26 protein-coding genes, 1 tRNA gene, 1 pseudogene and 2 riboswitches are annotated in these 26,191 nt (G+C 68.7%); of the genes and pseudogenes, 7 read left to right on the forward strand and 21 right to left on the reverse strand.

Translation table 11 applies throughout. The annotated features are described in order from the left end of the window. Positions 1 to 119: 119 nt before the first annotated feature. The 5 genes and pseudogenes from L1066_RS10435 to L1066_RS10455 form a co-directional block, all read right to left on the reverse strand. Positions 120 to 557, reverse strand: coding sequence for an FAD synthase family protein (locus L1066_RS10435; RefSeq protein WP_235736264.1), 438 nt, complete (start codon positions 555 to 557; stop codon positions 120 to 122). A gap of 119 nt (positions 558 to 676) precedes the next feature. Next, positions 677 to 1,216: a flavin reductase family protein gene (locus tag L1066_RS10440; RefSeq protein ID WP_235736265.1), complete on the reverse strand. Its 540-nt coding sequence runs from the start codon at positions 1,214 to 1,216 to the stop codon at positions 677 to 679. After that, on the reverse strand, positions 1,213 to 1,863 hold the full coding sequence (locus L1066_RS10445) for an LLM class flavin-dependent oxidoreductase (RefSeq protein ID WP_376707666.1): 651 nt from the start codon (positions 1,861 to 1,863) through the stop codon (positions 1,213 to 1,215). The genes L1066_RS10440 and L1066_RS10445 overlap by 4 nt, the downstream gene beginning before the upstream one ends. Positions 1,864 to 1,913: 50 nt before the next feature. Beyond that, positions 1,914 to 2,375 (reverse strand): annotated as a pseudogene (locus L1066_RS10450) (LLM class flavin-dependent oxidoreductase); the annotation flags it as partial. 176 nt (positions 2,376 to 2,551) lie between these two features. After that, a tRNA-Gln gene (locus L1066_RS10455) sits at positions 2,552 to 2,630 on the reverse strand. A gap of 179 nt (positions 2,631 to 2,809) precedes the next feature. On the opposite strand from L1066_RS10455, the gene L1066_RS10460 reads away from it, so the two are divergent. Genes L1066_RS10460 through L1066_RS10470 form a run of 3 tightly spaced genes read left to right on the forward strand, consistent with a single transcriptional unit; the run spans position 2,810 to position 4,471 of the window. Continuing rightward, positions 2,810 to 3,424 carry an ATP-dependent DNA ligase gene (locus tag L1066_RS10460; protein WP_235736266.1) on the forward strand — a complete coding sequence of 205 codons (615 nt, stop codon included), beginning with the start codon at positions 2,810 to 2,812 and terminating at the stop codon, positions 3,422 to 3,424. Then, positions 3,421 to 3,897: an ATP dependent DNA ligase gene (locus L1066_RS10465; RefSeq protein WP_235736267.1), complete on the forward strand. Its 477-nt coding sequence runs from the start codon at positions 3,421 to 3,423 to the stop codon at positions 3,895 to 3,897. Before L1066_RS10460 ends, L1066_RS10465 begins: the two co-directional genes overlap by 4 nt. Positions 3,898 to 3,916: 19 nt before the next feature. Further along, positions 3,917 to 4,471 carry a putative universal stress family protein gene (locus L1066_RS10470; RefSeq protein ID WP_235736268.1) on the forward strand — a complete coding sequence of 185 codons (555 nt, stop codon included), beginning with the start codon at positions 3,917 to 3,919 and terminating at the stop codon, positions 4,469 to 4,471. Here L1066_RS10470 and L1066_RS10475 read toward each other — a convergent pair. From L1066_RS10475 to L1066_RS10545, 15 genes are all read right to left on the reverse strand, one after another. After that, positions 4,468 to 5,088 (reverse strand): hypothetical protein, encoded by a 621-nt coding sequence (locus L1066_RS10475; RefSeq protein ID WP_235736269.1) that lies wholly within the window; start codon positions 5,086 to 5,088, stop codon positions 4,468 to 4,470. The two genes, L1066_RS10470 and L1066_RS10475, sit on opposite strands and share 4 nt — an antisense overlap. Beyond that, positions 5,063 to 5,605: a hypothetical protein gene (locus L1066_RS10480; protein ID WP_235736270.1), complete on the reverse strand. Its 543-nt coding sequence runs from the start codon at positions 5,603 to 5,605 to the stop codon at positions 5,063 to 5,065. The genes L1066_RS10475 and L1066_RS10480 overlap by 26 nt, the downstream gene beginning before the upstream one ends. 189 nt (positions 5,606 to 5,794) lie before the next feature. Further along, on the reverse strand, positions 5,795 to 6,454 hold the full coding sequence (locus L1066_RS10485; RefSeq protein ID WP_235736271.1) for a VWA domain-containing protein: 660 nt from the start codon (positions 6,452 to 6,454) through the stop codon (positions 5,795 to 5,797). Next, positions 6,421 to 6,765 (reverse strand): hypothetical protein, encoded by a 345-nt coding sequence (locus L1066_RS10490; protein WP_235736272.1) that lies wholly within the window; start codon positions 6,763 to 6,765, stop codon positions 6,421 to 6,423. The genes L1066_RS10485 and L1066_RS10490 overlap by 34 nt, the downstream gene beginning before the upstream one ends. Beyond that, the gene (locus tag L1066_RS10495; RefSeq protein WP_235736273.1) at positions 6,762 to 7,733 is read right to left on the reverse strand and encodes a VWA domain-containing protein; all 972 of its coding nucleotides are present in this window, start codon (positions 7,731 to 7,733) and stop codon (positions 6,762 to 6,764) included. The genes L1066_RS10490 and L1066_RS10495 overlap by 4 nt, the downstream gene beginning before the upstream one ends. Then, positions 7,724 to 8,206 (reverse strand): hypothetical protein, encoded by a 483-nt coding sequence (locus L1066_RS10500; protein ID WP_235736274.1) that lies wholly within the window; start codon positions 8,204 to 8,206, stop codon positions 7,724 to 7,726. The genes L1066_RS10495 and L1066_RS10500 overlap by 10 nt, the downstream gene beginning before the upstream one ends. Next, positions 8,196 to 9,089 carry a DUF58 domain-containing protein gene (locus L1066_RS10505; RefSeq protein WP_235736275.1) on the reverse strand — a complete coding sequence of 298 codons (894 nt, stop codon included), beginning with the start codon at positions 9,087 to 9,089 and terminating at the stop codon, positions 8,196 to 8,198. Before L1066_RS10505 ends, L1066_RS10500 begins: the two co-directional genes overlap by 11 nt. Positions 9,090 to 9,091: 2 nt before the next feature. Next, positions 9,092 to 10,111, reverse strand: a complete 1,020-nt coding sequence (locus L1066_RS10510) for an AAA family ATPase (RefSeq protein ID WP_235736276.1) — start codon at positions 10,109 to 10,111, stop codon at positions 9,092 to 9,094. Beyond that, positions 10,056 to 11,015 (reverse strand): ECF transporter S component, encoded by a 960-nt coding sequence (locus L1066_RS10515; RefSeq protein ID WP_235736277.1) that lies wholly within the window; start codon positions 11,013 to 11,015, stop codon positions 10,056 to 10,058. Before L1066_RS10515 ends, L1066_RS10510 begins: the two co-directional genes overlap by 56 nt. Continuing rightward, a complete protein-coding gene (locus L1066_RS10520) occupies positions 11,012 to 12,463 on the reverse strand; it encodes a hypothetical protein (protein WP_235736278.1) in 1,452 nt (483 codons plus the stop codon). Before L1066_RS10520 ends, L1066_RS10515 begins: the two co-directional genes overlap by 4 nt. Before the next feature lie 89 nt (positions 12,464 to 12,552). Further along, on the reverse strand, positions 12,553 to 13,272 hold the full coding sequence (locus L1066_RS10525) for a hypothetical protein (protein WP_235736279.1): 720 nt from the start codon (positions 13,270 to 13,272) through the stop codon (positions 12,553 to 12,555). After that, positions 13,239 to 14,489 carry a hypothetical protein gene (locus tag L1066_RS10530; protein ID WP_235736280.1) on the reverse strand — a complete coding sequence of 417 codons (1,251 nt, stop codon included), beginning with the start codon at positions 14,487 to 14,489 and terminating at the stop codon, positions 13,239 to 13,241. The genes L1066_RS10525 and L1066_RS10530 overlap by 34 nt, the downstream gene beginning before the upstream one ends. Continuing rightward, positions 14,486 to 15,643, reverse strand: coding sequence for a hypothetical protein (locus L1066_RS10535; RefSeq protein ID WP_235736281.1), 1,158 nt, complete (start codon positions 15,641 to 15,643; stop codon positions 14,486 to 14,488). Before L1066_RS10535 ends, L1066_RS10530 begins: the two co-directional genes overlap by 4 nt. A 197-nt stretch (positions 15,644 to 15,840) precedes the next feature. Beyond that, entirely contained in the window at positions 15,841 to 16,713 is an 873-nt protein-coding gene (locus L1066_RS10540; protein ID WP_235736282.1) for a hypothetical protein, read from the reverse strand. Positions 16,714 to 17,022: 309 nt separating this feature from the next. After that, the gene (locus tag L1066_RS10545; protein ID WP_235736283.1) at positions 17,023 to 20,796 is read right to left on the reverse strand and encodes a DUF4430 domain-containing protein; all 3,774 of its coding nucleotides are present in this window, start codon (positions 20,794 to 20,796) and stop codon (positions 17,023 to 17,025) included. A gap of 152 nt (positions 20,797 to 20,948) precedes the next feature. Beyond that, positions 20,949 to 21,071: riboswitch (cobalamin riboswitch) on the reverse strand. Positions 21,072 to 21,202: 131 nt separating this feature from the next. Here L1066_RS10545 and L1066_RS10550 point away from each other — a divergent pair. Next, entirely contained in the window at positions 21,203 to 21,823 is a 621-nt protein-coding gene (locus L1066_RS10550) for a superoxide dismutase (RefSeq protein ID WP_235736284.1), read from the forward strand. Continuing rightward, on the forward strand, positions 21,820 to 22,089 hold the full coding sequence (locus L1066_RS10555) for a hypothetical protein (protein ID WP_235736285.1): 270 nt from the start codon (positions 21,820 to 21,822) through the stop codon (positions 22,087 to 22,089). The genes L1066_RS10550 and L1066_RS10555 overlap by 4 nt, the downstream gene beginning before the upstream one ends. Positions 22,090 to 22,176: 87 nt before the next feature. Here the strand turns inward: L1066_RS10555 and L1066_RS10560 are convergent, their stop codons facing one another. After that, entirely contained in the window at positions 22,177 to 23,526 is a 1,350-nt protein-coding gene (locus L1066_RS10560) for a prenyltransferase/squalene oxidase repeat-containing protein (protein ID WP_235736286.1), read from the reverse strand. 86 nt (positions 23,527 to 23,612) lie between these two features. Beyond that, positions 23,613 to 23,730: riboswitch (cobalamin riboswitch) on the reverse strand. Positions 23,731 to 23,819: 89 nt separating this feature from the next. On the opposite strand from L1066_RS10560, the gene L1066_RS10565 reads away from it, so the two are divergent. Next, complete coding sequence (locus L1066_RS10565) at positions 23,820 to 24,704, forward strand: cobalamin-binding protein (RefSeq protein WP_235736287.1); 885 nt, start codon at positions 23,820 to 23,822, stop codon at positions 24,702 to 24,704. Next, on the forward strand, positions 24,701 to 26,188 hold the full coding sequence (cls, locus tag L1066_RS10570; protein WP_235736288.1) for a cardiolipin synthase: 1,488 nt from the start codon (positions 24,701 to 24,703) through the stop codon (positions 26,186 to 26,188). Before L1066_RS10565 ends, cls begins: the two co-directional genes overlap by 4 nt. The last annotated feature ends 3 nt before the right edge of the window (positions 26,189 to 26,191 follow it).

Below are 26,191 nucleotides of genomic sequence, written 5' to 3' on the forward strand. Positions count from 1 at the left end.
CGGCTGGAACGACAACAGGTAGCGCCCGTCGAGCTCGACCACCAGGGGGCCGCGCACCTGCCCGGGAACCCAGATGCCCGACTCGTCGATTCGGGCCTCCACTCGGAGCCCGACCACACTCACGACGCGACCCGGATGGCTCGGCCAGGGGCCGTGAGGGCCCGGCGCAGCTGGCTGCTCGACGTGTGTGCGGTGTAGGGGAAGAAGACGACCTCGACCCCGACCTCACCCAGGCGCGCGACCAGGTCGTCCCCCTTCGGGGTGCCCCGCCAGTCGTCGCCCTTGAAGATTCGGTGGAAGCCGACCTCGCGCCAGGCGTCCACCTTGTCGAGGGTGGTCTCGGCGTGGACCGCGTCAACGATGTCGAGGGCACTGACGATCTCCATGCGCTCCGCAAGCGGGATCCAGGGCGTCATGCCCTTCGCCTCCAGGCACACCTCGTCGGAGACCACACCGGCCACGAGCACGTCGCACTGCTCGCGGGCCCGTCGGAGCACGTTGAGGTGCCCCACGTGGAACAGGTCGTAGACCCCCGGTGCGTAGCCGACGACGGCCATCCTGCCCTCCTCAGTAAACAGTCAAACTTAAGTAATTAACTCTACATTAACATCGGCGTCATCCCCCGGTGCTCCCGACACTGCGTTTCGACCATCGCGCGCGAAACGCAGCGCCGTGCTCAGAGCGAGAGCCTGCTGAAACCGCTGCGGTGGAACACCAGGGGCTGGGAGTCGTCGGCGTGTTCCACACCGTGCAACTCGAGCAGCACGATGGTGTGGTCCCCCGCCTCGACCTCACGGAAGATCGAGCAGTCGAAACGGGCCAGGCCGTCGTCGAGGGTGATCGCCCCGGCGTCGTTGGTCGTCGACTCGACGCCGTCGAAGCGTTGCTCCGGCGGGCCGGCGAGCTGACGGCAGACAGCGCCGTGGTGGGCAGCCAGGATCGTCACCCCGAGATGACCGGCGCGGCGCAGGTCGGGCCAGGTCTTCGAGCCGTTGGCCACCGAGAACGAGACCAGCGGCGGATCCAGGCTGACCGACGAGAAGGAACTTGCAGCGAGACCGACCGGCCGGCCGTCGACCTCGGCAGCCACGGCCACGACCCCGCTCGGAAAGATGCCGAAGGCCTCCCGCAACCGCTTCGGATCGAGGTCCTGATTGGTGGTCAGCTCGGTCCGTTCTGCAGCGGCCAAGGCGGGACTCGCGCCGCCCTGGCTCACGAGGCGGCCACCTGGCCGGCCGGACTGTGCGGTACGGCGCCCCCGGCCACCCCGCGCGGCGCGGGATCGACCCACCGCCCGCGCTCCTCGAGGATCGGGAGGACGCCCTCGCCGAACCAGTAGGCACCCTCGAGATGCGGATAGGCGGACAGCACGAACTCATCGATACCCAGGTCGGCGTACTCCTCGATGCGGTCCGCGACCTCCTCGTGGCTGCCCACGAGCGCGGTGCCGGCGCCACCGCGGACCAGGCCGACGCCCGCCCAGACGTTGGGGTGGATCTCGAGATCGTCGGTACGGCCTCCGTGCAGGGCCATCATGCGACGTTGCCCCTCGGACTCACTCCTGGCCAGGCCCGCCTGCACGTCGTCGATCGCCGATGCGGACATCTGGGCGAGCAGCCGGTCGGCCTCTGCCCATGCCTCCTCGGAGGTGTCACGAGTGATGGTGTGCATGCGGATGCCGAAGCGGATCCGGCGACCCTCCTTCTCGGCGAGCCCACGGATCCACGCGATCTTCTCGGCAACAGCAGCGGGCGGCTCACCCCACGTGAGGTAGACATCGGCATGGCGGGCGGCGATCTCGCCGGCGATCGGCGAGGAGCCGCCGAAGTAGATCTCCGGCACGGGATCGGGGATCTGCTCCAACTGGGCGTTCTCGATCGAGAAGTGGGCGCCCTCATGGGTGACGGTCTCCCCGCCCAGAGCCGCCGGACGATCCCCAGGAACTCGTCGCAGCGCTGGTAGCGCTCGGTCTTGTCGAGGAAGTCGCCGAACATCCTCTGCTCGCGACTCTCGCCACCCGTCACCACGTTGAGCAGCAACCGGCCACCACTGAGGTTCTGGAAGGTCCCGGCCATCTGGGCGGCCAGGAACGGCGTCACCATGCCGGGACGGAAGGCGACCAGGAACTTGAGCCGCTCGGTGGTCTGGGTGAGCATCGCCGTGGTCAGCCACGCGTCCTCACACCAGGCGCCGGTCGGCGTGAGGGCGGCCTCGAAGCCGTTGTCCTCCGCGGCGCGGGAGACCTGGGTCAGGTAGGGGACGTCGCCGGGGCGACCGGATGCACCGGTGCGCACGCCGTGACCGCCGCTGATGACGTGGCGGCCGTCCCCACCGTTGGTGGGCAGGAACCAGTGGAATTTCAGCGACACGTGCACTCCTCGATAATACCTAGTAGATAACTAGACTTTATCGTCATGAAGCCGCGCTCCCAAGCAGGGGCCCTCGATGGAGTGAACGTGCTGCGATCGGACGCCGGGAACGACGCAGGCACTCCATCGAGGCAGACGGGATGGAGGTGACGCGGCGCGTGGGAGCACAGCGCGCCGACTTGCTCCCCGGGTAGGAGTCGAACCTACGTCGCTAATCCTGATTCAAAGTCAGGCGGGCCCTGCCGGCAGACCAACCGGGGAACGATCCCCGGAGGGATCGAGGAGTCAGTCTAGGCACTCCCCCACTCGACTGCGCACTTGAACCCCGCCATGGACCAGCTCCACCACGTGCACAACGGGTGCACGCGGCGACGCTTCGCGCTGTGCGGCGCCCTGCTGCACAACACCTGCCGGGCGACGAGGGCCACTAGGCTCGGGGCGTGGACCTTCCGGTGATGCCTCCCGTCCGACCGATGCTGGCCAAGCCCGTCGCCAACGTGGCGGCCACGGCCAAGCACGGACCGATGCTCTTCGAGCCGAAGTGGGACGGGTTCCGCTGCCTGGTCTTCAAGGACGGTGACGAAGTCGAGTTGGCCTCGCGCAACACCAAGCCGCTCACCCGCTACTTCCCCGACGTCGTCGCGGCGGCCCGCGAACAGCTGCCCGACCGGTGCGTGCTCGACGGCGAGCTCTTCGTCGCCCGCGGCGAGCCGGGCCACCAGCGGTTGGAGTTCGAGGTGCTGCAGGAACGCATTCATCCGGCGAGGTCCCGGGTCGAGTTGCTGGCCGAGGAGACACCAGCCGGCTTCGTCGCGTTCGACCTGCTCGCGCTGGGCGACACTGCCTGGATGGAGCGCCCGTTGCGGGAGCGACGTACTGCGCTGACGGAGGCGCTGGGTCACCTCACCGGGCCGTGCCACTTGACCCGCACGACCGAGGACCCGAGCGAGGCGGAAGCCTGGTTCACCGAGTTCGAGGGCGCCGGCTTCGACGGCGTGATCGCGAAGCCACTCGACGCGCCGTACTCCCCAACCAGCGCACGATGCTCAAGGTGAAGCACTCCCGCACCGCCGACGTGGTGCTGGCCGGCTACCGCGAGCACAAGACCTCCACTCCGGAGGACCCGCTCGTGGGCTCACTCCTGCTCGGCCTGTACGACGAGGGGCGGCTCCAGCACATCGGTGTCAGCGCCAGCTTCACGGCCACCCGTCGGGCCGAGCTCTTCGCAGAACTGCAACCGCTCGTCTGCGACATCGCCGACCACCCGTGGGGCGAGTGGACGATCGCCAACCCCGATCGGGTCCCCGGCACCCAGAGCCGCTGGTCGGCGGGCAAGGACCTCTCCTTCACCCCGCTGCGTCCCGAGCGGGTGCTGGAGGTGGGCTACGACCACATGGAGGGTCGCCGGTTCCGACACACCGCCCAGTTCAAGCGCTGGCGCGACGACCGCGACCCACAATCGTGTGGTTATGCGCAGTTGGAGGAGCCTGCCCGCTATGACTTGGCTACGATCTTGAACATCGACTGATCCCACCAGGAGGCGCGTCATGACCACGCAAGAGCCCGAGCAGTCCGAGACCTACGACGTGGTCCTCCTGTGCGAGGAGGCACTCACGGCCCTCGACGCCGAGCAGGTCACGTCGCTCCACCAGGAGCTGCGCGACGAAGGCCAGGCGATCCGCTACCACGTGCTGCTGCCGGTGGAGGATGCCGCGGCCCGCGTGGAGGCGGCCATGGGGTCCCTCGCTGCCGGTGAAGTGATGGCTGCCCCTGCCATGGCCATCAGTGAGGTCGACCTGGAGGAGGTCCGCCGCGACTGTGAGGAACGCTCACAGGCCGCGGTCGACGAGTCCGTGCGGCAGCTCGAGTCGATCGGCGCCACGGTCACCGGCCACCTCGTGCACGGAGCCCCGGTCGACGCACTGACCGAAGCGGTGTCGCGGCTCGACGGCCGCGAGGCGATCATCCTCACCCGACCACACGTGGTGGCCGAGTTCTTCCACGTCGACTGGACCTCCAAGGCGCGCCGCAAGCTCGGCGTGCCCGTGCTCCACCTGCTGGAGAAGGAGACCTTCGGCGAGCAGGGCGAGTCCGGGGTCTAGCGATTCCGCAGCCGGCGCACCGCCAGGGCACCGGCCAGCACGACCAGCACCACGCCGCCGATCACCCACGGTCCGAGCCCACCGCCCGTCGCCTCGACGTCGACGCGCTCGGCCGCGGTGTCGTCGGCGGAGAGCGACGGCAGCGCACAGCGGTTCTCGTCGGCGGTGTTGTAGCACCAGCCCTCGATGCTGCCCGGGGCCGGTCGGAACTCACCGGCACCCTTCTGCGAGTACTGCCAGGCGGCGCCGACCCCCGAGGCGTGCGAGTACTGCCAGTACTGGCCGTTGTAGCGCGTGGGGCAGCGGTCCGGATACCCGGAGAGGGTGCACAGGTAGCCGCCCTTCGACTCGGACGTGGCGACGTCAGCGGCAGCCAACGCGGCCGAACCGCTGTCCGGCGTACCCACGCACTCACTCCGGAGCACTTGGTCGGGCGTCTCGACGTGCAACCAGACCTGGCCGGAGTCGAGGCACTCGCCCACGGTGGCGGTCGTGCCCGGATGCGCGGCAGCGGTCAACGCCAGAGCACTGAGCAACGCCGCCACGAGTCCTGCGGCAAGACGAGCGGTACGCCGCGTCACGGGCCCACCCTCACCACGTGCGATCGGGGCCGTCATCGGGCCTTCCCTCTCGTTGGTCCTGATTGCGCCGCCTCTCGCGGGCGGCCTCCCGATTGCGATCGGTGAGCCGATCGGCCTGCTCCTCCTGCGCTTCCTCCTCGGGGCCCTGCTGTGGTTCCTGTTCGCCGACCTCGAGCTTCTTCTCCAGCCGCTCCCTGGTCTGGTCGACGCGGCCCCGCTCGGAGTCAGCAGGGTCGCTGTCCTCGCCTTCATCGTTGGGTTCCGGCGACTCCGGCTCCGGCGATGGCGGCTGCTCGGAGGCAGCCCCTTCGTCACACCCGTCGGCCTCGGTCAACACCCTGCGTGCCTCGGCCCAGCGCAGCGTGGCGGTCTGCTCGTCTCCCGCATCGGCGAAGTCGTCACCGGCGGCCTCGAGCGTCCAGGTCCAGTTGAGCGCGATCCGGCAATGCGCCGACTCCGGAGCGACCCCCGATGCCTGCTCGAACCAGGTCGCGGCCGCACGCCACTCCCTCGGCCGTGTGCGGCCACACCACGGTTGTAGGGCGCGATCCACCGCTCCACGAGGTTGAGCCGGTCGGTGAGGGCGAACCACCGCTCGGCCAGCGCGGGATCGTCGGAGCGCCACGCCTCGTCACCGAGCTTCGTGGCCACCTGCATCGAGGCGACCTTGCCCGCGACAGCGGCTAGCAGCGCCACCGTGATCACCGTCGTGGCGATGATCCGGCGCCGCCTGCCGCGTTCCTCAGGATCCGTGACCATCGGCCAACTCCTCCCGCGCCGAGCGAAGTCCCGCGACCGACACCCACAACAACCAGAGCAGGCCACCGACCGCGACGACGGCCACGATCCAGTAGTACTCGTCGCCGGGCACCGTCTCGGTCGCAGTCTCCGTCGGCCCCGAGGCAACCAGCTCGGGCAGGTCACCGGCCGCAGCGCGGTGGGCATACTCACCGCCGACCTGCTCGGCGATGGCCTTCAGCGCCGACTCGTCGATCTTCGACAGTTGCACCTTGCCGTCGATGCGGATCGGTTCGTCACTGTCGTCGCTGACGGTCATCCGGCCCCCGGACGGGGTGCCGTAGCCGAGCACGAGCGCGCCGCTCACGAGTTCCTGAACCGGCGCGAACGAGGCCGGCGCGGCCTCGGCCGTCTGTTCACCGTCACCGACGTAGACGACGTACCGCTCGTGGTCGGGGCGTTCCTCAGCAGCTCGGCGCAGCACGTGCTCGGCCAGCTCAGCGGCGACCGAGACGTCGGAGCCGGACGCCTTCGCCGACGGCCGCCAGCCGACGGTCTCCCAGAACGCAGCAAGCGTGGTGACGTCCGTGGTGAACGGCACGGCCAGGCGCGCGTCGTCGTCGAAGACGATCACCGCGACACGGGAGCCGGCCAGCTGCTGCACCAGCGCGGTGAGGTCGGCCGCCGCCCCTCCATCCGGGGTCGGTTCCCTGCCCAGTCCTGGGCCCCCATGGAGGTGGTGCGGTCCAGGACGATGACGACGTCAGTCCTCTTCTCCTGCGGCACACTCACCTGCAGCGTGCCGACCGGGCGCAGCCCGATGACGACGACGGCGGCGGCCAGGGTCAATCGGACGACGGCGCCGGCACGATCGCCTCGCGACATCGTCGACCACTGGCACCACGCCCACACCGCGGTGGCGGCGAGCAGCAGGAGCGCGCCGGCCAGGACCGGCCAGATCGGTTGCAGCATCATCGGCGCCTCCACACGGCGATCAGCGCGCCGGCCAGGCCGAGCAGGAGCAGTACGGCGCCGGGAACGATCCGGTCGAAGCTGCGGTCCTGGGCCATCGCCATGATCGCCGTCTTCTGCTGGGCCTTGATCTCGGAGGCGATGCGCGCGACGTTCGCCGACTCGCCGGCCGTGATGGCGAGGACGTCGCCCGCCGTCGTCGCCACCGCCGTCCGCATCTCTTCGACGTGCGCCTCCTCGGCGCCGGCCGGCATGATCGCGAAGACCATGACACCGGCCTCCTCCGCCATCGCGGCGGCCTGCGGGAGCGTGTAGATGACGTCACCGGCCACCTCATTGTCGGTGGCCAGCACCACGGTGCGGGAGCGGAAGGTGTCGAGCTGGTCGAAGTTGCGGGTGCAGGTCGCCAGGCCGTCTCCGATCAACGACGAGCCCACCTTGCCGGAGCTCACGCCCGGCAAGGCTGCGACCTCGCCCCTGACCGACCTGCCCACCTCCTGGAGCTGGTCGGCGATGTAGTCACGGTCGCTGGTGAGCGGGAAGACCGTGACTGCGTAGGCGTCGAAGACGACCAGCCCGATCCGCTCCTCGTCCAGTTCCTCGGCGAGGGCGCGATAGGCGTCGACGACGTCGGCATCCACCTCCTTCATCGATCCCGAGACATCGAGGCAGAGCACCACTTCACGGGTGCGCATCTCCTCGGAGTCGTCGCTGACCCCCACCAGCCGCGAGGCCAGGAGCGCCACCCCCGCCAACGCCACGGCCAGGGCCACGGTCTCGAGCAGACGCAGCCGCCACTCCCTGCGGGCGAGCGTCCGGAAGAGAGGCAACGCACGGATCCGGTCGAGCGACGAGGCGAGCACCGGCGTACCTGTCACGCGTCCCGGTCGGGCTGCCCGCCAGGCGACAGCGCCGAGCGCGACCGCGGTGACGAGGATCAACGTGCCGACCCACCACTGGATCAGGTCCACTGCCGCACCACCTCACGCGAGCGCTCGAGGAGAGGGGTCAGTACGGCGCCCTCGCGTGCCGGCTCGAAAGCCAGCTGTTCGGCCTCGGTCACCAGCGCGACCACCCCATCGAACCTCGGGTCCTTGACCGCGCGGCCGCGCAACTCGGGGAGCACCCGGTAGTCGGCGTCACCATTGGTGACCGTGCCGACAAAACGACGCACCTCCCCGCTGAGCCGGGTGGCGCCGTCGGCTGGAGTCGTCACACCGCCGTCGACCGCCGCTTCGATCCGGTCGATGCGGGTCAGGGTCTCGGCCCGCAAGCGTTCCAGCAAGTCGTCACCCCACGAGTTCGGCCCGGACGCCCGCAACGCACGGCGAGCCCACCAGATCACGGCGACGATGCCGATCAGGCACGCGGCCACGACCACCCACCACCACGGCGAGTAGCTCGCGGGCGGGTGGAGCTGTGTTGCCCAAGGGTCAACGGACACGACGCATCCTGTCCACCAGGGAGAGCAGGGCCCCGATCACTCGGTCGGGGTCGTCGAGGTGCACATGGGCGACTCCCAACCGGCTCAACGCGGTGGCTCGTCGTTCGGCGCGGGCAGCAGTCGTTGCCGCGATCTCCGACGCCAGAGCGGTGCTCTCTGCTGCGAACCGTGGGAAACGGCGGCCGGTACCGATGTCACGGACAGCAAGGCCCGCGCGACCCGGCTCGGTCGGGTCGAGCTCACCGACGGTGACCATCACGAGCTCGTGCTGCACCAGCAATCTCCGCAGCACCGACTCCATCGCAGCGTCGACCTCCACGTCGTCCAGGAGAAGGAACATCATGGTGCGGCGGCGGCTCGACAGCACCGCGTGCTCCAGCACGGCCACGGTCTCCTGCCGGGGCGAGGTCGACGAGCTGGCGTCGTGGATGCGCGTGAGCATCCGCTCCAGCTCGAGCTCGCGGGTCGAGGGCCGCAGGATGGTCGGCCCCTCTTCGGCCCGGTGCACCATCCCGACATAGTCGCCGTGGCTGACGGCAATCCAGCCGAGCACCCCGGCCGCGGTGATCACCAGGTCGCGCTTGGTCGTCCCGCCCGCTCCGGACCAGGCCGACAGTGCGGAGAGTTCGCGGCCGGTGTCGACGACGAGGAAGACCGTGTGCTTGCGGTCGGCGACGTAGCGCTTGACGAGCAGTCCCCCGTGCCGCGCCGATGCCTTCCAGTCAATGTCGGAGACGTCATCTCCCGGCTGGTAGTCGCGCAGGTCGGCGAAGTCGAGGCTCCGGCCCGACAGCATCGACGTGTATTGCCCGTCGAGCAGCCCGGAGATCGGCCGCCGGGCATGGAGCGCGAGCCGCGTCTTGATCTTGGTGAGCAGTGCCATGGCTAGGGAGTCGGCACCACGTCGAAGATCGCATCGATCACGTCTTCGGGTCGCACCCTCGAGGCGAGAGCCTCGAACGTGAGCATCAGTCGGTGACGCAGCACCGAGTGCCGCAGGGCGACCACGTCCTCGGGAAGCACGTGCGCCCGGCCGGCCAAGAGGGCCTGGGCGCGCGCCGCCTGCAGGAAGGCGATGGAGCCACGCGGACTCGCGCCGTACTCGAGGTAGCGGGCGGTCTCCGTGGGCAGGAACTGCTCGGGGTGACGGGTGACGTTGACGATCTCGATGATGTAGCGGTTGATCGACTCCGCGACGTGGACCTTCGAGACCAACGACTGCAGGAACAGCACGTCGTCGAGCGAGGCGACCGACGCGACGTCCGGGGAGTCCAGGTCGCCCGCGGCGAGGCGGGCCAACACCTCGGCCTCCTCGAGCGGCGAGGGGTAGTCGAGCACCTCCTTGAGCAGGAAGCGGTCCATCTGGGCCTGCGGCAGGACGTAGGTGCCCTCCTCGTCGATCGGGTTCTGCGTCGCCAGCACCATGAACGGCACGGGCAGGCGGTGGGTCTCCCCACCGATCGTGGTCTGTCGTTCCTGCATCGCCTCGAGCATCGCCGACTGCGTCTTGGCCGAGGAGCGGTTGACCTCGTCCAGCAGCACGAAGTTGGCGTGCACCGGACCGAGCTGGGTGCGGAACTGGGTGGTGGCCGGGTTGAACACCTGGGTGCCGATGATGTCGGACGGCAACAGGTCGGGAGTGCACTGGATGCGGGAGAAGTCGGCATGCACGGCCGAGGCGAGGACCGAGGCAGAGAGGGTCTTGGCGAGCCCGGGCACCGACTCCAGCAGCACATGGCCGCGGGTGATCAGCGCGACGAGCAGTCCGCGCAACAGGTCCTGCTGACCCACGACCTTGCCCTGGAAGGCGACGCTGATGGCTCCGGTGATCGCCGACGACCGCTCGAGCTCAGCGTCGGACACGGTGCGCACCGCCGGCTCGGGTGAGGTGGAGGTGTCGGTCATGGCTGAGCTCCTTGGCTGTCGTGGTTCCACAGTTGGTCGAGGCGGGCACGGTCCTGACGACGGGTGAGCGAGTAGGGCTCGATCGCGTCGTGGGATCCGGACTGGGTCGGGGTGGCTCGGCGCCGACACTGCGGCGCAGGGCGGCCAGGATCGGGTGGCCGAAGACGGCCAGCAGCAGCGCAGTCGTGATGCCCCGGGTGAGGTCGAAGGCGAGGGAGGTCTCCACCGTGTAGCTCCACAGGCGTGAGATCACCTCGCTCGCCGGGAGACCGGGATGGAAGCTGGTCAGCGTGGTGCCGGGCTCCTGGCCCCAACCCATCAGGTTGAGCAGCACCCCGCTGATGAGACCAGCAGCCACCGCCAACGGCAGCGAGCACAGCCAGGAGACTCGGGGCCGCGCTCGCCACAGCAACCCACCCAGCATCCCGCTGAGCCCCCAGATGAATGCCTGGGTGGGCAGAGTGCTGGCCGGCTCACCGACCGTGATCGTCGACAGGAGCGCGGACGACGCGCCGACCAGGAACCCAGCTGGTGCACCGACGGCCATGCCGGCGAGCAGCGGCAATGCGTGCACGAACTCCACCCCGCCTGCCTGGGGGTTGAGTACGGCGCGCACCACCGTGTTGGCGACGACGAGCGTCACCACCACCGACATCGCGTCAAGGCGCCGACCGGCGTCGAGCCACATCGCGACGGCCAGGGCGAACAGACCGCACACGAGCGCGGCCAGCACCCACGGCGCCTCGTCCTGTGCCTGGGCCCGGTTCGGAGAGGTCAGCGAATCCCAGACGGGCCAGCCGAGCCAACCGAGTCCGGTCACCACGAGCCCGGCAAGCACCAGGAGCGAGCGCCACCCGTGCGGCGTACCGACCTGCTGCCACGTCATCCGCTGCGCCTTGGTCATCTGGTCACCGCCGCGCGCGTGAGGTCGGCGACGTGCAGGGCCCGGGTGCCGAGGCGCACCAGTTGGGGAGGGTTGGGGAGCTGCGCGAGCACGGCGAGCGGGGCACCGTCGGCGACCACCGTGCCGCCGTTGACCAGCACCAGCCGGTGGCAGGCCCGGGTGAGCACCTCGACGTCGCTGGACACGAGACAGGTCATCGCCCGGTGATCGTCGTGGAGGGTGCGGGCGACGTGGCGCCGGGCAGCGGGGTCCAGTCCGCGGGTGGGCTCGATCAACAGCCGGGCACCGGGACGGCTGGCGGCGAGAGCCCAGGTGAGGGCGGCTCGCTCCCCCGGCGAGTGGCGGTCGACGGAACGGTCCTCGGCGACGTGGGCCAACGGCTCGACGTAGGCCGCCACGCTGCCTCGCGCCAACCGGTGCCAGCGCTCCCACCCCGTCATCAGGGCCGCGACCCGGGAAGCCCGGGGCAGCACCAGTCGCTCCGCGAGGAACTCATCGCCACGGGCGACCGCCACCAGTCGTCGGGCGAGGTCGACCTCCGCGGTCCGGTCGCCCGAGACGGAGACGACCCCGAGGCACTCTCCGTCGCGCAACTCGATCGGTCGGTCGATCCGGGTGATCTCCGGTGCGGCCGCCACCAGTCGGTCGCCGAACGGTCGACGTGGGGTCCGCAGGTGCGGCACCGCTGCGGTCAGGTGCACCTGTGCCAGCTCGGTCTCCGACGCGGTCCAGACAGCCCGCGGCAGGTCGAGTCCACGAGCCAAGGCCATCGCTGGTGGCGCGGGAACGGTCCGCGGGCGCCACTCCCCACGCGAGGTGAGCTGGGCCCGATCAGGTCCGATCAGCTCGAGCACCTGGTCGCAGGAGGAGATCGCCTCCTCCACCAGGTGATCGGCCCACACCACGACGGCGCCCGCCGCCGCCTGGGCGCGGATGGCGGCAGCTGCCGCAGCACGCCGCTCGGGGGCGAGATCGAAGAGCGGTTGGTCGAGTAGGACCACCCGGGCATCGGGAGTGTTGAGGGCTCGAACGAGCCGCAGCGCAGCACGGTCCTGGACGGTCGGGCCATGAGCAGCTGCGCCGATCCCCAACGCCGCCACCAGGTCGGGGTCGGCACTGCGGAGCAACGGACCGATCGCGTCCGCGGGCAGCTCGGCGAGGTGGGAGCCATCGACGACCTCCGCCAGCTCCGAGGAGGTGAGACCGAGCAGTGGCGCGGCACCGGCGGCCACCGTCCCGGCGAGCCGCGCTCCCGGCACCAGCCGTCCGGCCAGCGCGCGCAGCAGGGTGGTCGCGCCTCTTCCATTGCGGCCCACCACGAGGGTGACGCCCGAGAGCTCCGCCGACAGGAGGAGAGCACTGTGCCACGTGCGGGCAGCCAGACGGAGAGTTGATCGATCCTGAGGTTCGCGGTCACCGGCGTGCCCTCCCGCAGCGAGGGCCAGCACCGGCAGGCGGCGATGGAGAGCAGGAGGTCAGGGGCGCCGGGGAAGCTGCGCGAAGTCGACGACCAGCGCATCTGCGTCGCCCGGTCTGCTCACGGACCAACCAGCAGACCGCGACGGCGAGCGCAGCGAATGACCGGCACCAGGTCACCCGTCGTCAGCCGGGGCAGTGCGGCACCGCGGAGCAGCAGGCCGACGAGCAGGAAGGCAGCGAGGGCGATCAGCGTGCGCTCCGTGCCCGACACGCCGGGCCATCCGTCCGGGTCGATCGCGGCGGTCGCCCACCACAGGCAGAGCCCGAGTGCGAGGACGAACCCGATGATGGCCCGGGCGCCGGATCCTCGAGCGTCGTGGTGTGCGAACCAGTCGTCGGCGACGGTAGCGGGCCCGATTCGGCCAGGTCTCCGGCACGCGCCGTCGCCCCGGGACTGGGGAAACCGGAACGGCGAGCCTGCCGCGCTGTCCGCCCGCTCGGCGGCGTACGCCTCACCCAGGCAGAACATCGGTCCGAACGCCCGCGCGGCTCGGCCCCACATGACCACGGCCAACCGCAACCAACCGTGAGCGGAGACGACCTGGAGGAGCACGACGAGGATCGCCACCACGGCAAGCGCTTGCGCGCCGCGGGCCGCCGCGAAGTGCAGTTGGCCGGTGGTGACCGCACCACCGAACTCACCACTGGTGTCGGTGGACCACCCAGGGAGGAACCAGACGACCTGGCCACCCATCCCATCGCGGTGGATGCCCGCGCCGAGCAACGTCCAGATCGCAGCCAGCGTCAGCGACAGGGGTACGACGAGGCGGGTGACCACGGCACGCGGACCTGCCACGACCCTGCGGTCACCCAGCAGCCGACGGCAACCGCCGCCAACAGCAGCGCATTGGTCGTGGAGGTGACGACCAGCCCCATCACGCCGGCCCACAGCAGCCACGGCAACGCGGTGAACCGCTCGGCCGGGACGGCGAGCCTGACCTCAGCCACGGCGTACCGCCCTGCCCCGCGTCGCGCCGCGGACCACCCCGACGAGTGCCACGAGCGCTGCCAGACCGGCGAGGCCCAGGGCCGTCCGACGGACAGCGGCGGGAGTGTGTCCCTTCGGGCTGCCGGTGGCGGCGCCCTCCACGTCGGCGGCGATGTCGGGGGTGTCCAGGTCCTGCGAACGCGGCCGGGGCACGGCCACGCTGGAGCCGGTGACCGTTCCGGGGACGGCGGTGCCGATGCTGGGCATCGCGGGCAACGGTTCCCGGGCGGCCGGCTTCCCTCGTCGCTGGGCAGCACCTGCCACGTGGCGACCGGAGTGCCGCTGGCGGTGTTGACCAGGCGTGCTGCATGCCTGCGCGACTCCAGGCCCCGCGGCACTTGGTAGCCGATGCTGCAGGGAGTCGCGGCGTCCGCGCAGGACTGGCTGCCGGCGCCCGCCGACTCCCACTGACCGTTGCGTTCGATCTCGACGTCGAAGCCCGTGCCCGGCACCGCCGCCGTCACCTGGAGGTCGAGGTCGACGCCAACCGGTTTGGCGGTTCCGTAGCCGTCGCCGAGGAGCACCGGCCGCCGGGATGCAAGCGTGATCCAGGTGCCGAGCACGACCGTCAGGTCGGGGCCGACGCTGTCGTCGAGGGCCATCAGGAGCGGCCCACCCGACTCGTCGTCCTCGAGCACCGGGAGCTCGAGATCCGCACGGCCGAAGCCGTTGCCGTCGGTGGTCACCTCGACCACGGGACCGAACTCCGTGAACTTGACGCCGACAGCGGTGGGCTCCACGCGGAAGGCACGGACGCCGACGGTGACGTCGGGAGTCCCGGTCACCGCGACCTCGGCCGGCATCCCCTCCAACCAGGTGGGGTCGGCCTGGACCGAGCACGGAACGGACCCGCCACAGAGGTCGCCGGTCTGGGACGAGGGAGTCGAAGGCGTCGAGGGAGCAGCCTGGGCTGCCACTGCTCCGGCGATCGCCAGTGGGCAGGCCACGAGCAGTCCCAGCAGCAGGCGGGCAAGAGGTTGCGCGGAACCTCGGAATCGAGGGGTCACGTCAGCCGCTCTCCCACGTCACTCGCTGCTCGCCGACGCGCCATCAACCACCAACCCGCAGGGGCGAGGAGGAGCAGCAGCCCGAAGAGACCGAGGCTGCGCGAAACTCCGCCATCGGCTTGCAGGGCCCGGTCGTCCGCCGTGCCCGGGTTCGGTTCCTGCCCCCAGACCGAGCCGGCGGGTGAGGTCTGCGAGGCGTCCACGTCCGGCGACTTCTTCGGCTTCTGCGGCTGCTTCGGCGCGCCGGCACCTCCTTGGGGAGCGGGCGCCGCCGAGTCGCTGGTGGTCGACGGCGGCGGAGCGTCACCGCGGTCGTCCGTGCCGTCGTCGGGCTGTTTCGTGGGATCGGCCGTCGGATCCGGATCCTGAGTGGGCTTCGGGTCGTCGGTGGGATCGGGGTCGTCCGTGGGATCTGGATCGGGGTCGGGTATGCCGGGAGCAAGGTCACGGTTGAAATCCTTGCCCTTGTCCTCGCGCTCAGGCGCGAGGGACGGCGTGACGTCCCACTCGACGAAGCGCTGGTCGCCGCCCAGCCGGTTGAGCGTGGAGTTGATCCGGAACTCGTACTCCCTGCCGATCTCGAAGAGGCCGCTGGGCAGCGTGTAGGTGATCTGCTGGCGTTGCTTCGGCGAGCCCGTGAGCCGCTGGGAGTCGGCCTCGCTGTGGCCTGGCAGGTCCATCCAGTCGGCGCCTTCGGACGGATCCCGGTACTGGACCCAGTAGCCCTCGCCCGAGACGTGGCCCATGACGTCGAGGTGCAGCACTTCGTCCACCGGCTTGAACTGGGTGTAACCGTCGCCGTACAGGTGGAGCGTCTTGCCGCCGAACTCGATCAGGGTGCCGATCCGATGCCGGAGGTCGATGCCGGTGTCGTCGGTGAGGCCGATGAAGAGCCACCCACCTGACGGGTTGCCCTCCGGCTGGCGCACGTTGAGCTGCATGTCCCGGGCCCGGCCCACGGAGTCGTCACTGGGGAGAACGCGAGTCGTGGCAGTGGCGCCCTGCGCTGCCGGGACGAGCGCCGTGATGGCACCTTCAGCGTTGAACTCGACGAGATAGGCCTGTGTCGACGCGTCCACGCCGATGTTGCCGTAGGCGATGGCAGTGAGCGGTTCCCCGAGGTTGATCCTGGTGACCTGGTTCTGCTCCGACACCTGACACCCGTACTGATCCGGGTCACTCGGCGCGTAGCCGTCGCACAAGGCGCGCTGCGTCCCGCCGACCGCACCTGCCGGAAGTGGAGGCGCGAGGCAGCACAACAGCACCGCACCGACGAGGGCTGCGAACCTCCGTCGACGCGGCACTCGATGCTGGTGCCCGAGACCCACGTGACGCCCTTCCTGTGGTGTCTCTACTTCTTGACCTTGATCGTCTTCGTGGACTTCGTCGCCCGGTAGGACCTGTCACCCTTGTACCTGACGACCAGCTTCCAGTTGCCCTTCGCAACCTTGGGCAACTGCACCTTCACCTTGACCCTGCCGGCCGGCAACTTCGCCTGCACCCGCTTGGTCTTCTTGCCGTTCTTGAGCACGACCACGACCTTGCCGCTGGCCTTCGGGCGGCCGGCGACCCGGGGCACCGTGACCCGGACCGTGCCGGCCTTCTTGGTGGTGGGCTTGCGGACCCAGTTCGTCTTCGGCTTGCTGGTCGCCTTGGTGGTCGGGTCGGTGGGGGTCGGGTCGGTGGGACCCGGATCCGTCGGGCCGGGGTCGACCGAGCCGGGCTCGAACTGCGGCGGGACCCGCGGAGCGCATCCCGCTTCGCTCAGGCACGCGCCCTGGAACCAGTTGGTGGCCGCGGCCGGCACCTCGAAAGGCTCCGAAAGCCATCCAGCGGCCATCTGCGACGTCGTGAACCGCCACCACGGGCTGAGTTCGTCGCCGATCCCGTCGATGTGGGAGACCATCTGATTGGTGATCGTCACCTCGTAGCCGACCGCCTCAAGGGCACTCTTGCGGGTGGCTTGGCCATCACTGGCAAGCGTGCCGCCGATCTTGCAGCGGGCCTCCCAGCCGCGCTCGGAACCGTCCCCGAAGTCGACCACGACGGTCAGGCCCTCACCCTGCTTGCACCAACCCTCACGCCAGCCACTGCCGGTCGGGTCGGCCGACGCGGGCGCGCTGCTCAGCAACCCGAGCATCAGGGCGAGCACTGCAGTGAGCGCCAGGCCCGAGGCCCGTCGGCGACTGGCCAATGTCTGCTTCATCTTCTCCCACTCCCGCACGGGAGGAGAGTCGCGACGCCTGCCGCGTCGCTTCCATCCACCCGTTCTCCACGACGGCTGATGTGTCTGCCTCCCGGGGCCAGTCCGACTCGTCGGCGGTTCACGCACGACTCACGGTTGCGGGTCAGCGCCGGATTCACACCGGCTTTGGACACCACAGGAGAATGTTCAGTTCTGATGGGGCACAAGGGCCCGCCACCATTGTGCGGCTGCGTGGCCGGGGCGCCAAATCAACCGGCGGCGCTGCACGACGCGGACGACGGCCCGGCAGCCAGGCTGCCGGGCCGTCGTGTGACACGTCGGTTCAGGTCACTTCTGGACCAACACCACCTTGCCGGTCTTCTGCTTAGCCTTCTTCACGAAGGTGTCGGCCAGGTAGGCGGCCTTGACCGCCCGCTTCCCCGACTTCGCCTTCTTCTTCACGGCCAGCTTCACCTTGGCCACGCCCTTGGCATTGAGCTTCACGGTGGCCGTCCTGCCCAGGAACTTCACCCTGACCTTGCCGGTGGGGATGATGTCCGTGCCAGGAGCGGTCACCTCGACCTTGAAGCCAATCCTCTTGCCACGCTTCACCTGCTTCTTGACGGGCTTCACGGTCACCTTCGCGGTCGTCTTGACGACCTTGACCGAGACCGCCGTCGAGGAGGAAGCGAACTGGTCGCTGACGCCGGCGTAGGCGATCGTCAGGGACGACGTACCCGGCTTGAGGGACTTCGCCGGGAGCTCCAGGTTCGCCACGCTGTCCGCCAGCGTCCCCGTGAGGGTGTTGCCGGCAACCTCCGTCGAGACCGTGCCGGAAGGCTTCTCCTGTCCGGACTCCGCCTCGACCGTGACCGTGACGTTGCCGGCCCTGCCGTAGACGACCTGGGGAGCCGTGGCCTTCAGCGAGGTCACGACAAGGTCAGCGACCTCGACCAACTGGGCCACCGCGTCGGCGACTCCCTGCACCGAGGCGTCCACCTCGTCCTGGGTGGCGTCATCGTCCGCTGCCACGGTCGTCGCCACGGCGACTGCGGCCTGCAACGCCGCCCAACTGTCAACCGTGTAGTCACTGGCCTCGAGCTGGTCCACCTCGGCGAGCGCCGCCTGCAGTGCGGACTTGTCGACCGGCTCACTACCCGGGCGAGTGGTCACCTGGTCGCCGTACACGTAGACGGGCGGCATCCCACCCAGGTCGTAGGGCCCGATCGCCACGGCATTGAGGTTGGCCGGTTTGCCCTCCAACGGGATCTCGCGGTGGTAGGGCCACTCCGAACCCAGTCCGCCGATCGAGAGGTGCCCATTCAGCGTCGTGTCGGCGTCGCCGCTGAAGGTGTAGTCGAGCGCATAGGTCGTGGTGACGCTCGTGTACTGACCACCTTCGTTGCTGGTGATCGAGGTGCTGCCGTCGGAGTAGGTCAGCTTCGGCTTCGTCCCGGCCATGAAGGCAGGGTTGTAGATGCCGCCCAGCTTCTCGATGCCCCCTTCGACCCCGACCATGCTGATCCTCGCGACGTCGCCGGGCTCGAACGCCTCGCCGGGCCGGGAGGAGTTCTCGATCGAGACGTCGATGCCCTTGGCCCTGACGACGTGGTAGGTGGTCTCACCGTCGTTCGTCAGCTCGATCACGTTGCGGCCGGCCTTGAGCGTGACGGTGAACTCGCCGTCCTCCGCGGGCTGATAGGTCTTCCAGCCGTCGCCCCACGCCGTGACGTTGAGCGGATCGTGCACCCTCACGGACGTGCCTGCCGCCGGCGTGAAGCCGAACGGGCGGGACCCGACGGTCCTGTCGAAGTAGAAGGTGTCGAGCTCGTTGCGGACGTCGATCCCGGTGTCGAACGACGCGTCTGCGCCGCCGACCTTCACGACGACCAGACCAGTGTTCTGCTTCTCGATGCCGTTGAACGACCAGTTCGTGCTGCCGGGCGTGCCGTTGTCGTTCGCGGCAAGGTAGCGCAGCGGGTCATAGGTGACCTTGACGACGCTGACCCCCGGCTGCTCGGCACGGATGCGCAACTGTCGACGCCCCTCGGCACCGATCTCGCGCGCGGTGATGCTGTTCCCCGCAACGTCGAAGGTGTAGTCGGGCTCGATGAACAGGTTGTTGACCTGGTCGAGCTGCGCCTGCGAGGTGCGGAACGTGTCGAGATCGAAGTGCTCGCCCACCTCCAGGTTGACCACACCGGTGTCGTCCAGGTTGGTGTAGAGATTCCGTGGGTCTCCTGCGCCCAGGCCGGGGATCGACAGCGAGGTGTCCTCGCGCCCTTCCAATGGGGTGAGGTTCAGCGTGTACTGGGCTTCCGACGAGGCCGCAGCGACGGTGAAGATCTTGACGACCTTGTCGGTCTCGCCCTCGATCAGTGCCGAGGCGATCTTCTGCGAGGTGTAGGCAACCGGTGTCGTCGGGACGTAGACGTCGTGGTCGGCATCGGAGAACTGGTCGACCTTGGCAACCGGGTACGACATGAACTCCGCATAGTGCTGGGCCGTCCCGTTCTTCCACGACAACGTGAGGTCGGCCCCCTTGGTGACCTTCACGGAGAGGCCGAGGCCGTCGAAGCCCACCCTGCTGATCGCTGTCTGCAGGACCAGGCGTGCCCGATGGACCTCAGCACCCGTCGAAGCAGGGTTGCCCTCGACCGCGGCGGCCGCGGTGATCGCGGCCTGGAGCAGGGTCCAGCGGAAGGGCGCCGCCACGGTGGCTTCGCTGATCGCGTTGGCCTCGTTGATCACCGACCGAAGTTCGCTGAGATCCGCCTCGCTCGGGGTCTCGACGACGTCGACGAAGTAGGAGGTGAAGGTCGTCTTGTCGTAGTCACCCCTGGCCTGGTCCGGAACGACGGCCGTGACCGTGCGGTTCTCCGGGTCGGCGTTGTTGGAGCCGGTGAAGGTCGCTGCGTTCATCGACGGCTTGGTCGAGTGCAGGAACGTGATGCGTTCCAGCGTCGTGATGCCGGCGAACGTCGTGGCGGAACCGAACGCGTAGGTCTCGGCCGCGACCACGAGGTTGCGGAGGCTGGTGTTGCCCTGGAACGGGTTGGCCAGGGTGAAGGACGCAACCGGCGGAAGGCTCACGTCGGTGAGCGCGGTCATCCCGCTGAGCGCGTACGCCGTCCCATCGACGACTCCGGACAGGTCGAGCTCCTGGATGCTGGCGCCCGCGTACGCGGGGTTGCGCAGGTCGGCCCAGTCCTGGCTGTTCAGCGTGCCGATCACCCGGAGCTTCTCGAGCACGCTGTAGTCGTAGTTGCCGGCGCTCTGACCGAAGTCGTTCCTCAACGCTCGCTGCATCCTGTTCAGGAACTGGCCTTGGGCGGGCGTGTCCACTGTCGTCCATGGGCCGGATTCCACGACCGCCTCGGCCTCATTGAGCGCCGCGATCGCAGCGTCGACCTGGGCGTTGGTGGCCAGCGGGTCGATGGCGACGTCGAGTCCAGCTTCGATCTCGTCGTCGGTCGCGGTCGCCGGATCGGGATCGGCGAGGGTTCGGATCAGCTCCGACTTGTCCGCCATCGTGAAGTAGGGGTCCCCACCCCAGCAACCGTCGACTGCGCCGGTGTCACAGCCGTAGCCATGCATGGTGAACTGCCAGCGGATCACATCTCCGTCATCGAGCTCGTAGGCGCCTGCTCCGACCGGGGCCATGACGTTGTCGACCGTGTACATCCAGCCGGACATCACCGAGTAGTCGAACTCACCGAGATAACCGTCGCCGTTCTCCTCGGTCAGCGTGAAGTCGGGCTGGTCGGTGATGTAGCTGGGGACGTTCACCGTGCCGGTGTCGAAGCCGGCCACCTTCGAGAGGTACCAGCCACCGCCGGTCGCATCCCCCGGGTCGGCGTAGTCGTGCCCGGCCTCGTCGAGGACGGCCTCCGTCACCTGCGCTGCCGTCTCACCGGCAGGCACCGTGAGCTTCACGGGCTCGATGTAGTGACCCTGACCGAGGTTGTACCCCTCGAAGGTGACATAGACGTGGATGTCACCAGGTGCCTCGTCAGCAGAAGCCGGCGAAGTCAGCCCCAGCACCAACGCGAGGCTCGTCAATGCGCTGAACAGCAGCGCAGTCCCCCGTCTGCGGGGGTGTTGGATGGGCGTCGTACCCATGTGTTCTCTCCTTGTTGCAACGTGCGTGGAGAGACGACAAGCGAAGAAGAAACCATGTCACTCGACATGAGACCCTTCGCCACCCGAGCGACAGGGCACCATGGCGAACGAAGGTCTCGTTCAGGCCACTTTCCCGTTTTCCACGACAGGACCGAGCCAGACAACCCGTGACAGGTAATCCGACTCGCAGCACGATCCCGATCTCGTGCTGCTCACGGCTGCGGGACAGCGCCGGATTCTCACCGGCTTCCCCCACCACGGGTGCAACTGGTACAGCAGGCCGCGCGGGAGCGCGACCTGCTGCGGACCTTATCCCACTGCCACCAGCGGACTTCGACCGCCGCCAATCCTTATTGCAAATTGTTTGCAATAAGGATTGGCCGTGACGCCGACGCCGAGGAGACCCATGGCTGACTACAACCTTCCCGACCTTCCCTACGACTACGCCGCGCTCGAGCCCTACATCTCGGGCGCGATCATGGAGTTGCACCACGACAAGCACCACGCGACCTACGTCAAGGGCATCAACACCGCCGTCGAGCAACTTGCCGAGGCCCGCGAGGCCGAGTCGTTCGGCAGCCTGTCGACGCTGGAGAAGAACCTGGCCTTCCACCTCGGCGGGCATGTCAACCATTCGGTGTTCTGGCCCAACATGAGCCCGGACGGCGGTGACAAGCCGACCGGCGAGCTTGCCCAGGTCATCGAGGAGTACTTCGGGGGCTTCGACAAGTTCCGCGCCCACTTCGAGGCCAATGCGCTCAGCGTCCAGGGGTCCGGTTGGTCGGTGCTGACCTGGGACATGGTGGCCCAGCGGCCCTACATCATCCAGCACTTCGACCACCAGGGAAACGTCCCGATCTGCATGGTCCCGCTGCTGATGCTCGACATGTGGGAGCACGCCTACTACCTCCAGTACAAGAACGACAAGGCGACCTTCGTCAAGGAGTGGTGGAACGTGGTCAACTGGGCCGACGTGCAGGCACGCTTCGAGAAGGCACGCACCCAGACACCGGGCTTGATCCTGTGACGGCCGAACAGCGCGCCGCCCAGCTCGTGCCGGTGGTGGCTGCGGCCCAACGAGTCGCCGGGGTCATCGCAGCCCGGGGCCGCGGCGATGCCAACGGCACCCGCACCCTCATGGCGTCCTTCTCCGATGAACAGGAGCTGGCCGGGGGCGCGCTGCTCGTTGCCGAGTTGTCCCTGGGTCTGCTGCGGCAGGCCACGGGACAGACCCTCGACGAATGCGTCGGCGAGCTCTGCCTCGAGATGGAACGAGCGCTCGACGGCACATGAGGACCCTCTCCGTCCCGGGATCCCCGTCCACGGAGAGCGACGGCCCGGCAGCAGCAGCTGCCGGGCCGTCGTCTTCCAGGGCTCAGGTCACTTCTTGACCTTGACCACCTTCTTGGTCTTCGTGACCGCCTTCTTGACCTGGGCGTCACCGAGGTACTTCACCTTGACGGCCTTCTTGCCCGGCTTGACCGCCTTCGTGACCTTGACCTTGACCTTGGTCGCGCCGTTGGCGTTGAGCCTTGCGGTGACCTTCCTGCCGGCGAACACCACCCGAACGTTGCCGGTCGGCTTCACCCCCGCAGCCGTCACCTTGACCTTGAACACGGCCTTCTTGCCCCGCTTCACCTGTGCCTTCTTGACCTCCACCTTCACGGTGCCGGCGACCTTGGCCGGAGTGGGCGTGGGGGTCGTCGGGGGCACCTCCCCCACGTCGGTCATGTCATAGAGGCTGTTTCGACCGTCCACGAGGCGCAGGTAGTCGGCAATCCCGTAGAAGCCCTGCTCCGTGGACATGCTGTTCCGGTTCGTCGAGGGCTGGTTGTACCAGAAGCCGCCACCGTCGATGTAGAAGTTGGTGACTGCCGCTGCCGCGCTGCCGCCGCTCTTGACGAACCGCGGGTCCGTCGCCGGGTCGATCCCGAGCGGGGTCAATGCCGCGATCGCCTGGACGGTGCTCTCGACGCTCTCGCCGAAGCTGGCGAAGGCGCCGCTGTCCTTCTGGATGTTCGCAAGCACGGTCACACCGCGCTCCAGCGCCGCAGCGACTGCCGGCTGGTCCTTGTAGGGCGCCAGTGCCTGCATCGTCATGCCCGTCATGTCCGGGTCAGGGGTGCTGCCGAAGAACGCCCACCCGCCCCCGTTGATCTCTGCTGCGAGCGTGAGGTCGACCAGGGCTTGCCGCGTGGTCGGGTTGACCACACCCTCGACCACGGGGATCTCGTAGTTGTTGGAGTCCAGCGCGAGGAGCCCGAAGATCCGCTGGTTGGGCAACCGCATCGTGTCCAGGTCGGCGAGACCTTCGAGCAGGTTGTGACCGCCCACGTCCGAAGGATCCTCACCGATCGCCGTGACGGCGAGGATCACTCGCTCGAACTCGGTCGCCGCACCCAGCTTGCCGTCCTTCGCGACCACGTCGTCGACGAGGTTCTCGTAGTAGGTGCTGAGCCACTCCTCGGCACCCGGAGTGTTGTTGCGGGCAAGGCCGAGCGCCTTCCACTCGAGGCCGAGGCCGGACGGTTCGTAGTTGTCCAGGATGTACTGGCCGGTTGCGGCCTGCATCTCCCGGAACTTGGCGACGAGTGCGTCGTCGGAAGCAGCGACAGGAGCTGCGTGTGCGGTGCTGGCGACCAACGCCGGGGCGAACCCGACGAGGAGGGCCAGGACGGCGAGGAGTGGGGCCAGCGCGAGTGCGCGTAGACCCTTGACGGGCGGTTTCATGGTTCCCTTCCGGCTGCAATGGCTGGGCGAGGGAACCCGCCGAGAGAGCAGGAAGTCCCTACCCTGCGATCGCGACAGCGAGTAGTGGCGGTGTTGCTGCCCAGGCAGGCCTCCCGACTCTCCGTCGACTGCTCGACGGACCACGGTTGCGCGTCAGCGCCGGATTTCGACCGGCTTCCCCTGATCTGGACACATGTGAAGTTGTCGCCCACAGGCTACCGCCTCCCTGCGGCGCCCACCCCGCCTCCCACGCAATCCCCCTCTCGAGGAGGCCTACCTCCTACGCTCGTCCCATGCGCGTGGTCTCCCTGCTCCCGTCCACCACCGAGATCCTCTTCGGACTCGGCGCCGGGGACGACGTCGTCGGCGTGACCTTCGAGTGCGACCATCCGGCCGAGGCACGAAGCCGGCGGATCGTCTCCACCTCCGCACTTCCCGACGGGCTGAGTCCGCGCGAGATCGATGACTTCGTCTCGGCCGCCGTACGCCGCGGCGAGGATCTCTATCACCTGCAGGCGGACGCACTGGCCGAGCTCGACGCCGACCTCGTCGTCACCCAGGACCTGTGCGCCGTCTGCGCCATCGACGTCGCCGCCGTCGACCAGGCGCTCGGCTACCTGGGTTGCAGTGCCGACGTCCTCACCTTCGACCCCCACACGGTCGCGGAAGTGCTCGACTCCGTGATCGTGCTCGGCAAGCGCACCGGCAGGTACGCCGCCGCACAGGCTTGGGTGGACTCGTTGCGGCAGCGTCTGGAGACGGTCACCCATGCCGTTGCCGGCGCCCCGCGCCCCCGGGTGCTGGTGCTGGAATGGACCGACCCGCCGTACGCACCGGGACACTGGATCCCCGAGATGGTCGAACTGGCCGGCGGCATCGCCGTCCTCGGCGCCACGGGTGAGAAGTCCGTCCGCGTCAGCTGGGATCAGGTGACCGCGTCCCGCCCCGACGTGGTGGTCTGCGCCCCGTGCGGCTATGACCTCGACAACGCGACCGAGTTGGCCAGGCAGGCCGCACCCCGGTTCCCGGGCATCCCGGTGTGGGCCGTCGACTCCAACGCTTCCTTCGCTCGCCCCGGCCCGCGCATCGTCGACGGGGTCGAGACCCTGGCAGCACTCCTGCATCCGGACCGCTTCACCCCAGCGACGGCCCTCGCCGCAACTGCGGTGCACGCATGAGCGGCATCGACTGGTCCTACGTGCTCACGTGGACCGTCGTGGCCCTCCAGATCATCCTTCGCATCGTGGCGTTGGGCGTGATCCCCGGCAACCGCAAACCTTCCTCCGGGATGGCATGGCTCCTGCTGATCCTGATCGAGCCCTTCATCGGTTTCACCATCTTCCTGTTGCTCGGACGCACCAACCTCGGACGCAAGCGGCACGCCCGCCAAGTACGGGCGAAGCAGCAGGTCGCGGAGCAGCTGGGCGAGTTCACCGATCCAGCCGCAGACACGGCAGCGCTGGCGGGCGCACCGACGTACGTGTCCAGTGTCGTCGAGCTCAACCACACCCTGGGGGCGCTCCCCCTGAAGCTCGGGAACGGCGTCGAGCTGATGGCCGACTACCGCGGCACGATCACCGCGATGGCGCAGGAGGTGGACCGGGCCGAGGCCTTCGTGCACGTGGAGTTCTACATCTCGGCCTGGGACGAGGTCACTGATCCGCTCTTCGCGGCGATGGCGCGCGCCGCCGAGCGGGGCGTGGAGGTGCGGCTGCTCTTCGACCACCTCGGCTCGCGCGGGTTGCCGGTCTACAAGGAGTTCACGCATCGGTTGGCCGAGACCGGGATCGAGTGGTACCCGATGCTTCCGATCATGCCGTTGAAGGGTCGGTGGCGACGTCCCGACCTGCGCAACCACCGCAAGCTTCTCGTCGTCGACGGACGGGTGGCCTTCACCGGTTCGCTCAATCTCACCGAGCCCGGCTACAACAAGCCGAAGAACCACAAGCTCAGCCGGGAGTGGGTGGAGCTGATGGTGCGTCTGGAGGGTCCGATCGTGGCCTCGGTCGATGCGGTCTTCGCCGCCGACTGGTACACCGAGACTGGCGAGAAGCCGAACTCCGAGCAGGCCGATGCATGGCGGCCCGTACTCACCGATCCGGTCCCACCGACTCGACGGGAGTCGAGCACGGTGGGCGACGTCGCCTGCCAGCTCGTGCCCAGCGGTCCGGGCTATGTCGCGGAGAACAACCTGCGGATGTTCACCACCTTGATCTACAACGCGTCACACCGCATCTCGCTGACCAGCCCCTACTTCGTCCCCGACGAGTCGCTCCTCTACGCGGTGACGACCGCGGCACAACGAGGGGTCGACGTGGAGTTGTTCGTGAGCGAGCTGTCCGACCAGTTCATGGTCGGGCACGCCCAGGCGTCCTACTACCGGGCGCTGCTCGAAGCGGGAGTGAAGATCCACCAGTACCCCGCGCCGTACATCCTCCACTCGAAGCACTTCACCATCGACGACGACGTGGCCGTGGTGGGTTCGAGCAACATGGACATGCGCTCGTTCGCCCTCAACTACGAGGTCTCGCTCATGATGCTCGGCCGCGACATCGTCTCCAGCATGCGACAGGTGGAGGACCGCTACCGCGAGATCAGCAAGCCACTGACCCTCGACGAGTGGGACCAACGCTCCCCGCCCTCAAGTACGTCGACAACGTGATGC

The organism is Nocardioides alcanivorans (genome assembly GCF_021555175.1).
GTDB lineage: Bacteria > Actinomycetota > Actinomycetes > Propionibacteriales > Nocardioidaceae > Nocardioides > Nocardioides alcanivorans.

Coding starts and splice junctions, on each gene's coding strand:
- L1066_RS10435 (WP_235736264.1), bottom strand. CDS start 557: ATGGCCGTCGTCGGCTACGCACCGGGGGTCTACGACCTGTTCCACGTG.
- L1066_RS10470 (WP_235736268.1), top strand. CDS start 3,917: ATGACCACGCAAGAGCCCGAGCAGTCCGAGACCTACGACGTGGTCCTC.
- L1066_RS10475 (WP_235736269.1), bottom strand. CDS start 5,088: ATGACGGCCCCGATCGCACGTGGTGAGGGTGGGCCCGTGACGCGGCGT.
- L1066_RS10490 (WP_235736272.1), bottom strand. CDS start 6,765: ATGATGCTGCAACCGATCTGGCCGGTCCTGGCCGGCGCGCTCCTGCTG.
- L1066_RS10505 (WP_235736275.1), bottom strand. CDS start 9,089: ATGGCACTGCTCACCAAGATCAAGACGCGGCTCGCGCTCCATGCCCGG.
- L1066_RS10510 (WP_235736276.1), bottom strand. CDS start 10,111: ATGACCGACACCTCCACCTCACCCGAGCCGGCGGTGCGCACCGTGTCC.
- L1066_RS10515 (WP_235736277.1), bottom strand. CDS start 11,015: ATGACCAAGGCGCAGCGGATGACGTGGCAGCAGGTCGGTACGCCGCAC.
- L1066_RS10545 (WP_235736283.1), bottom strand. CDS start 20,796: ATGGGTACGACGCCCATCCAACACCCCCGCAGACGGGGGACTGCGCTG.
- L1066_RS10550 (WP_235736284.1), top strand. CDS start 21,203: ATGGCTGACTACAACCTTCCCGACCTTCCCTACGACTACGCCGCGCTC.
- L1066_RS10560 (WP_235736286.1), bottom strand. CDS start 23,526: ATGAAACCGCCCGTCAAGGGTCTACGCGCACTCGCGCTGGCCCCACTC.
- L1066_RS10565 (WP_235736287.1), top strand. CDS start 23,820: ATGCGCGTGGTCTCCCTGCTCCCGTCCACCACCGAGATCCTCTTCGGA.
- cls (WP_235736288.1), top strand. CDS start 24,701: ATGAGCGGCATCGACTGGTCCTACGTGCTCACGTGGACCGTCGTGGCC.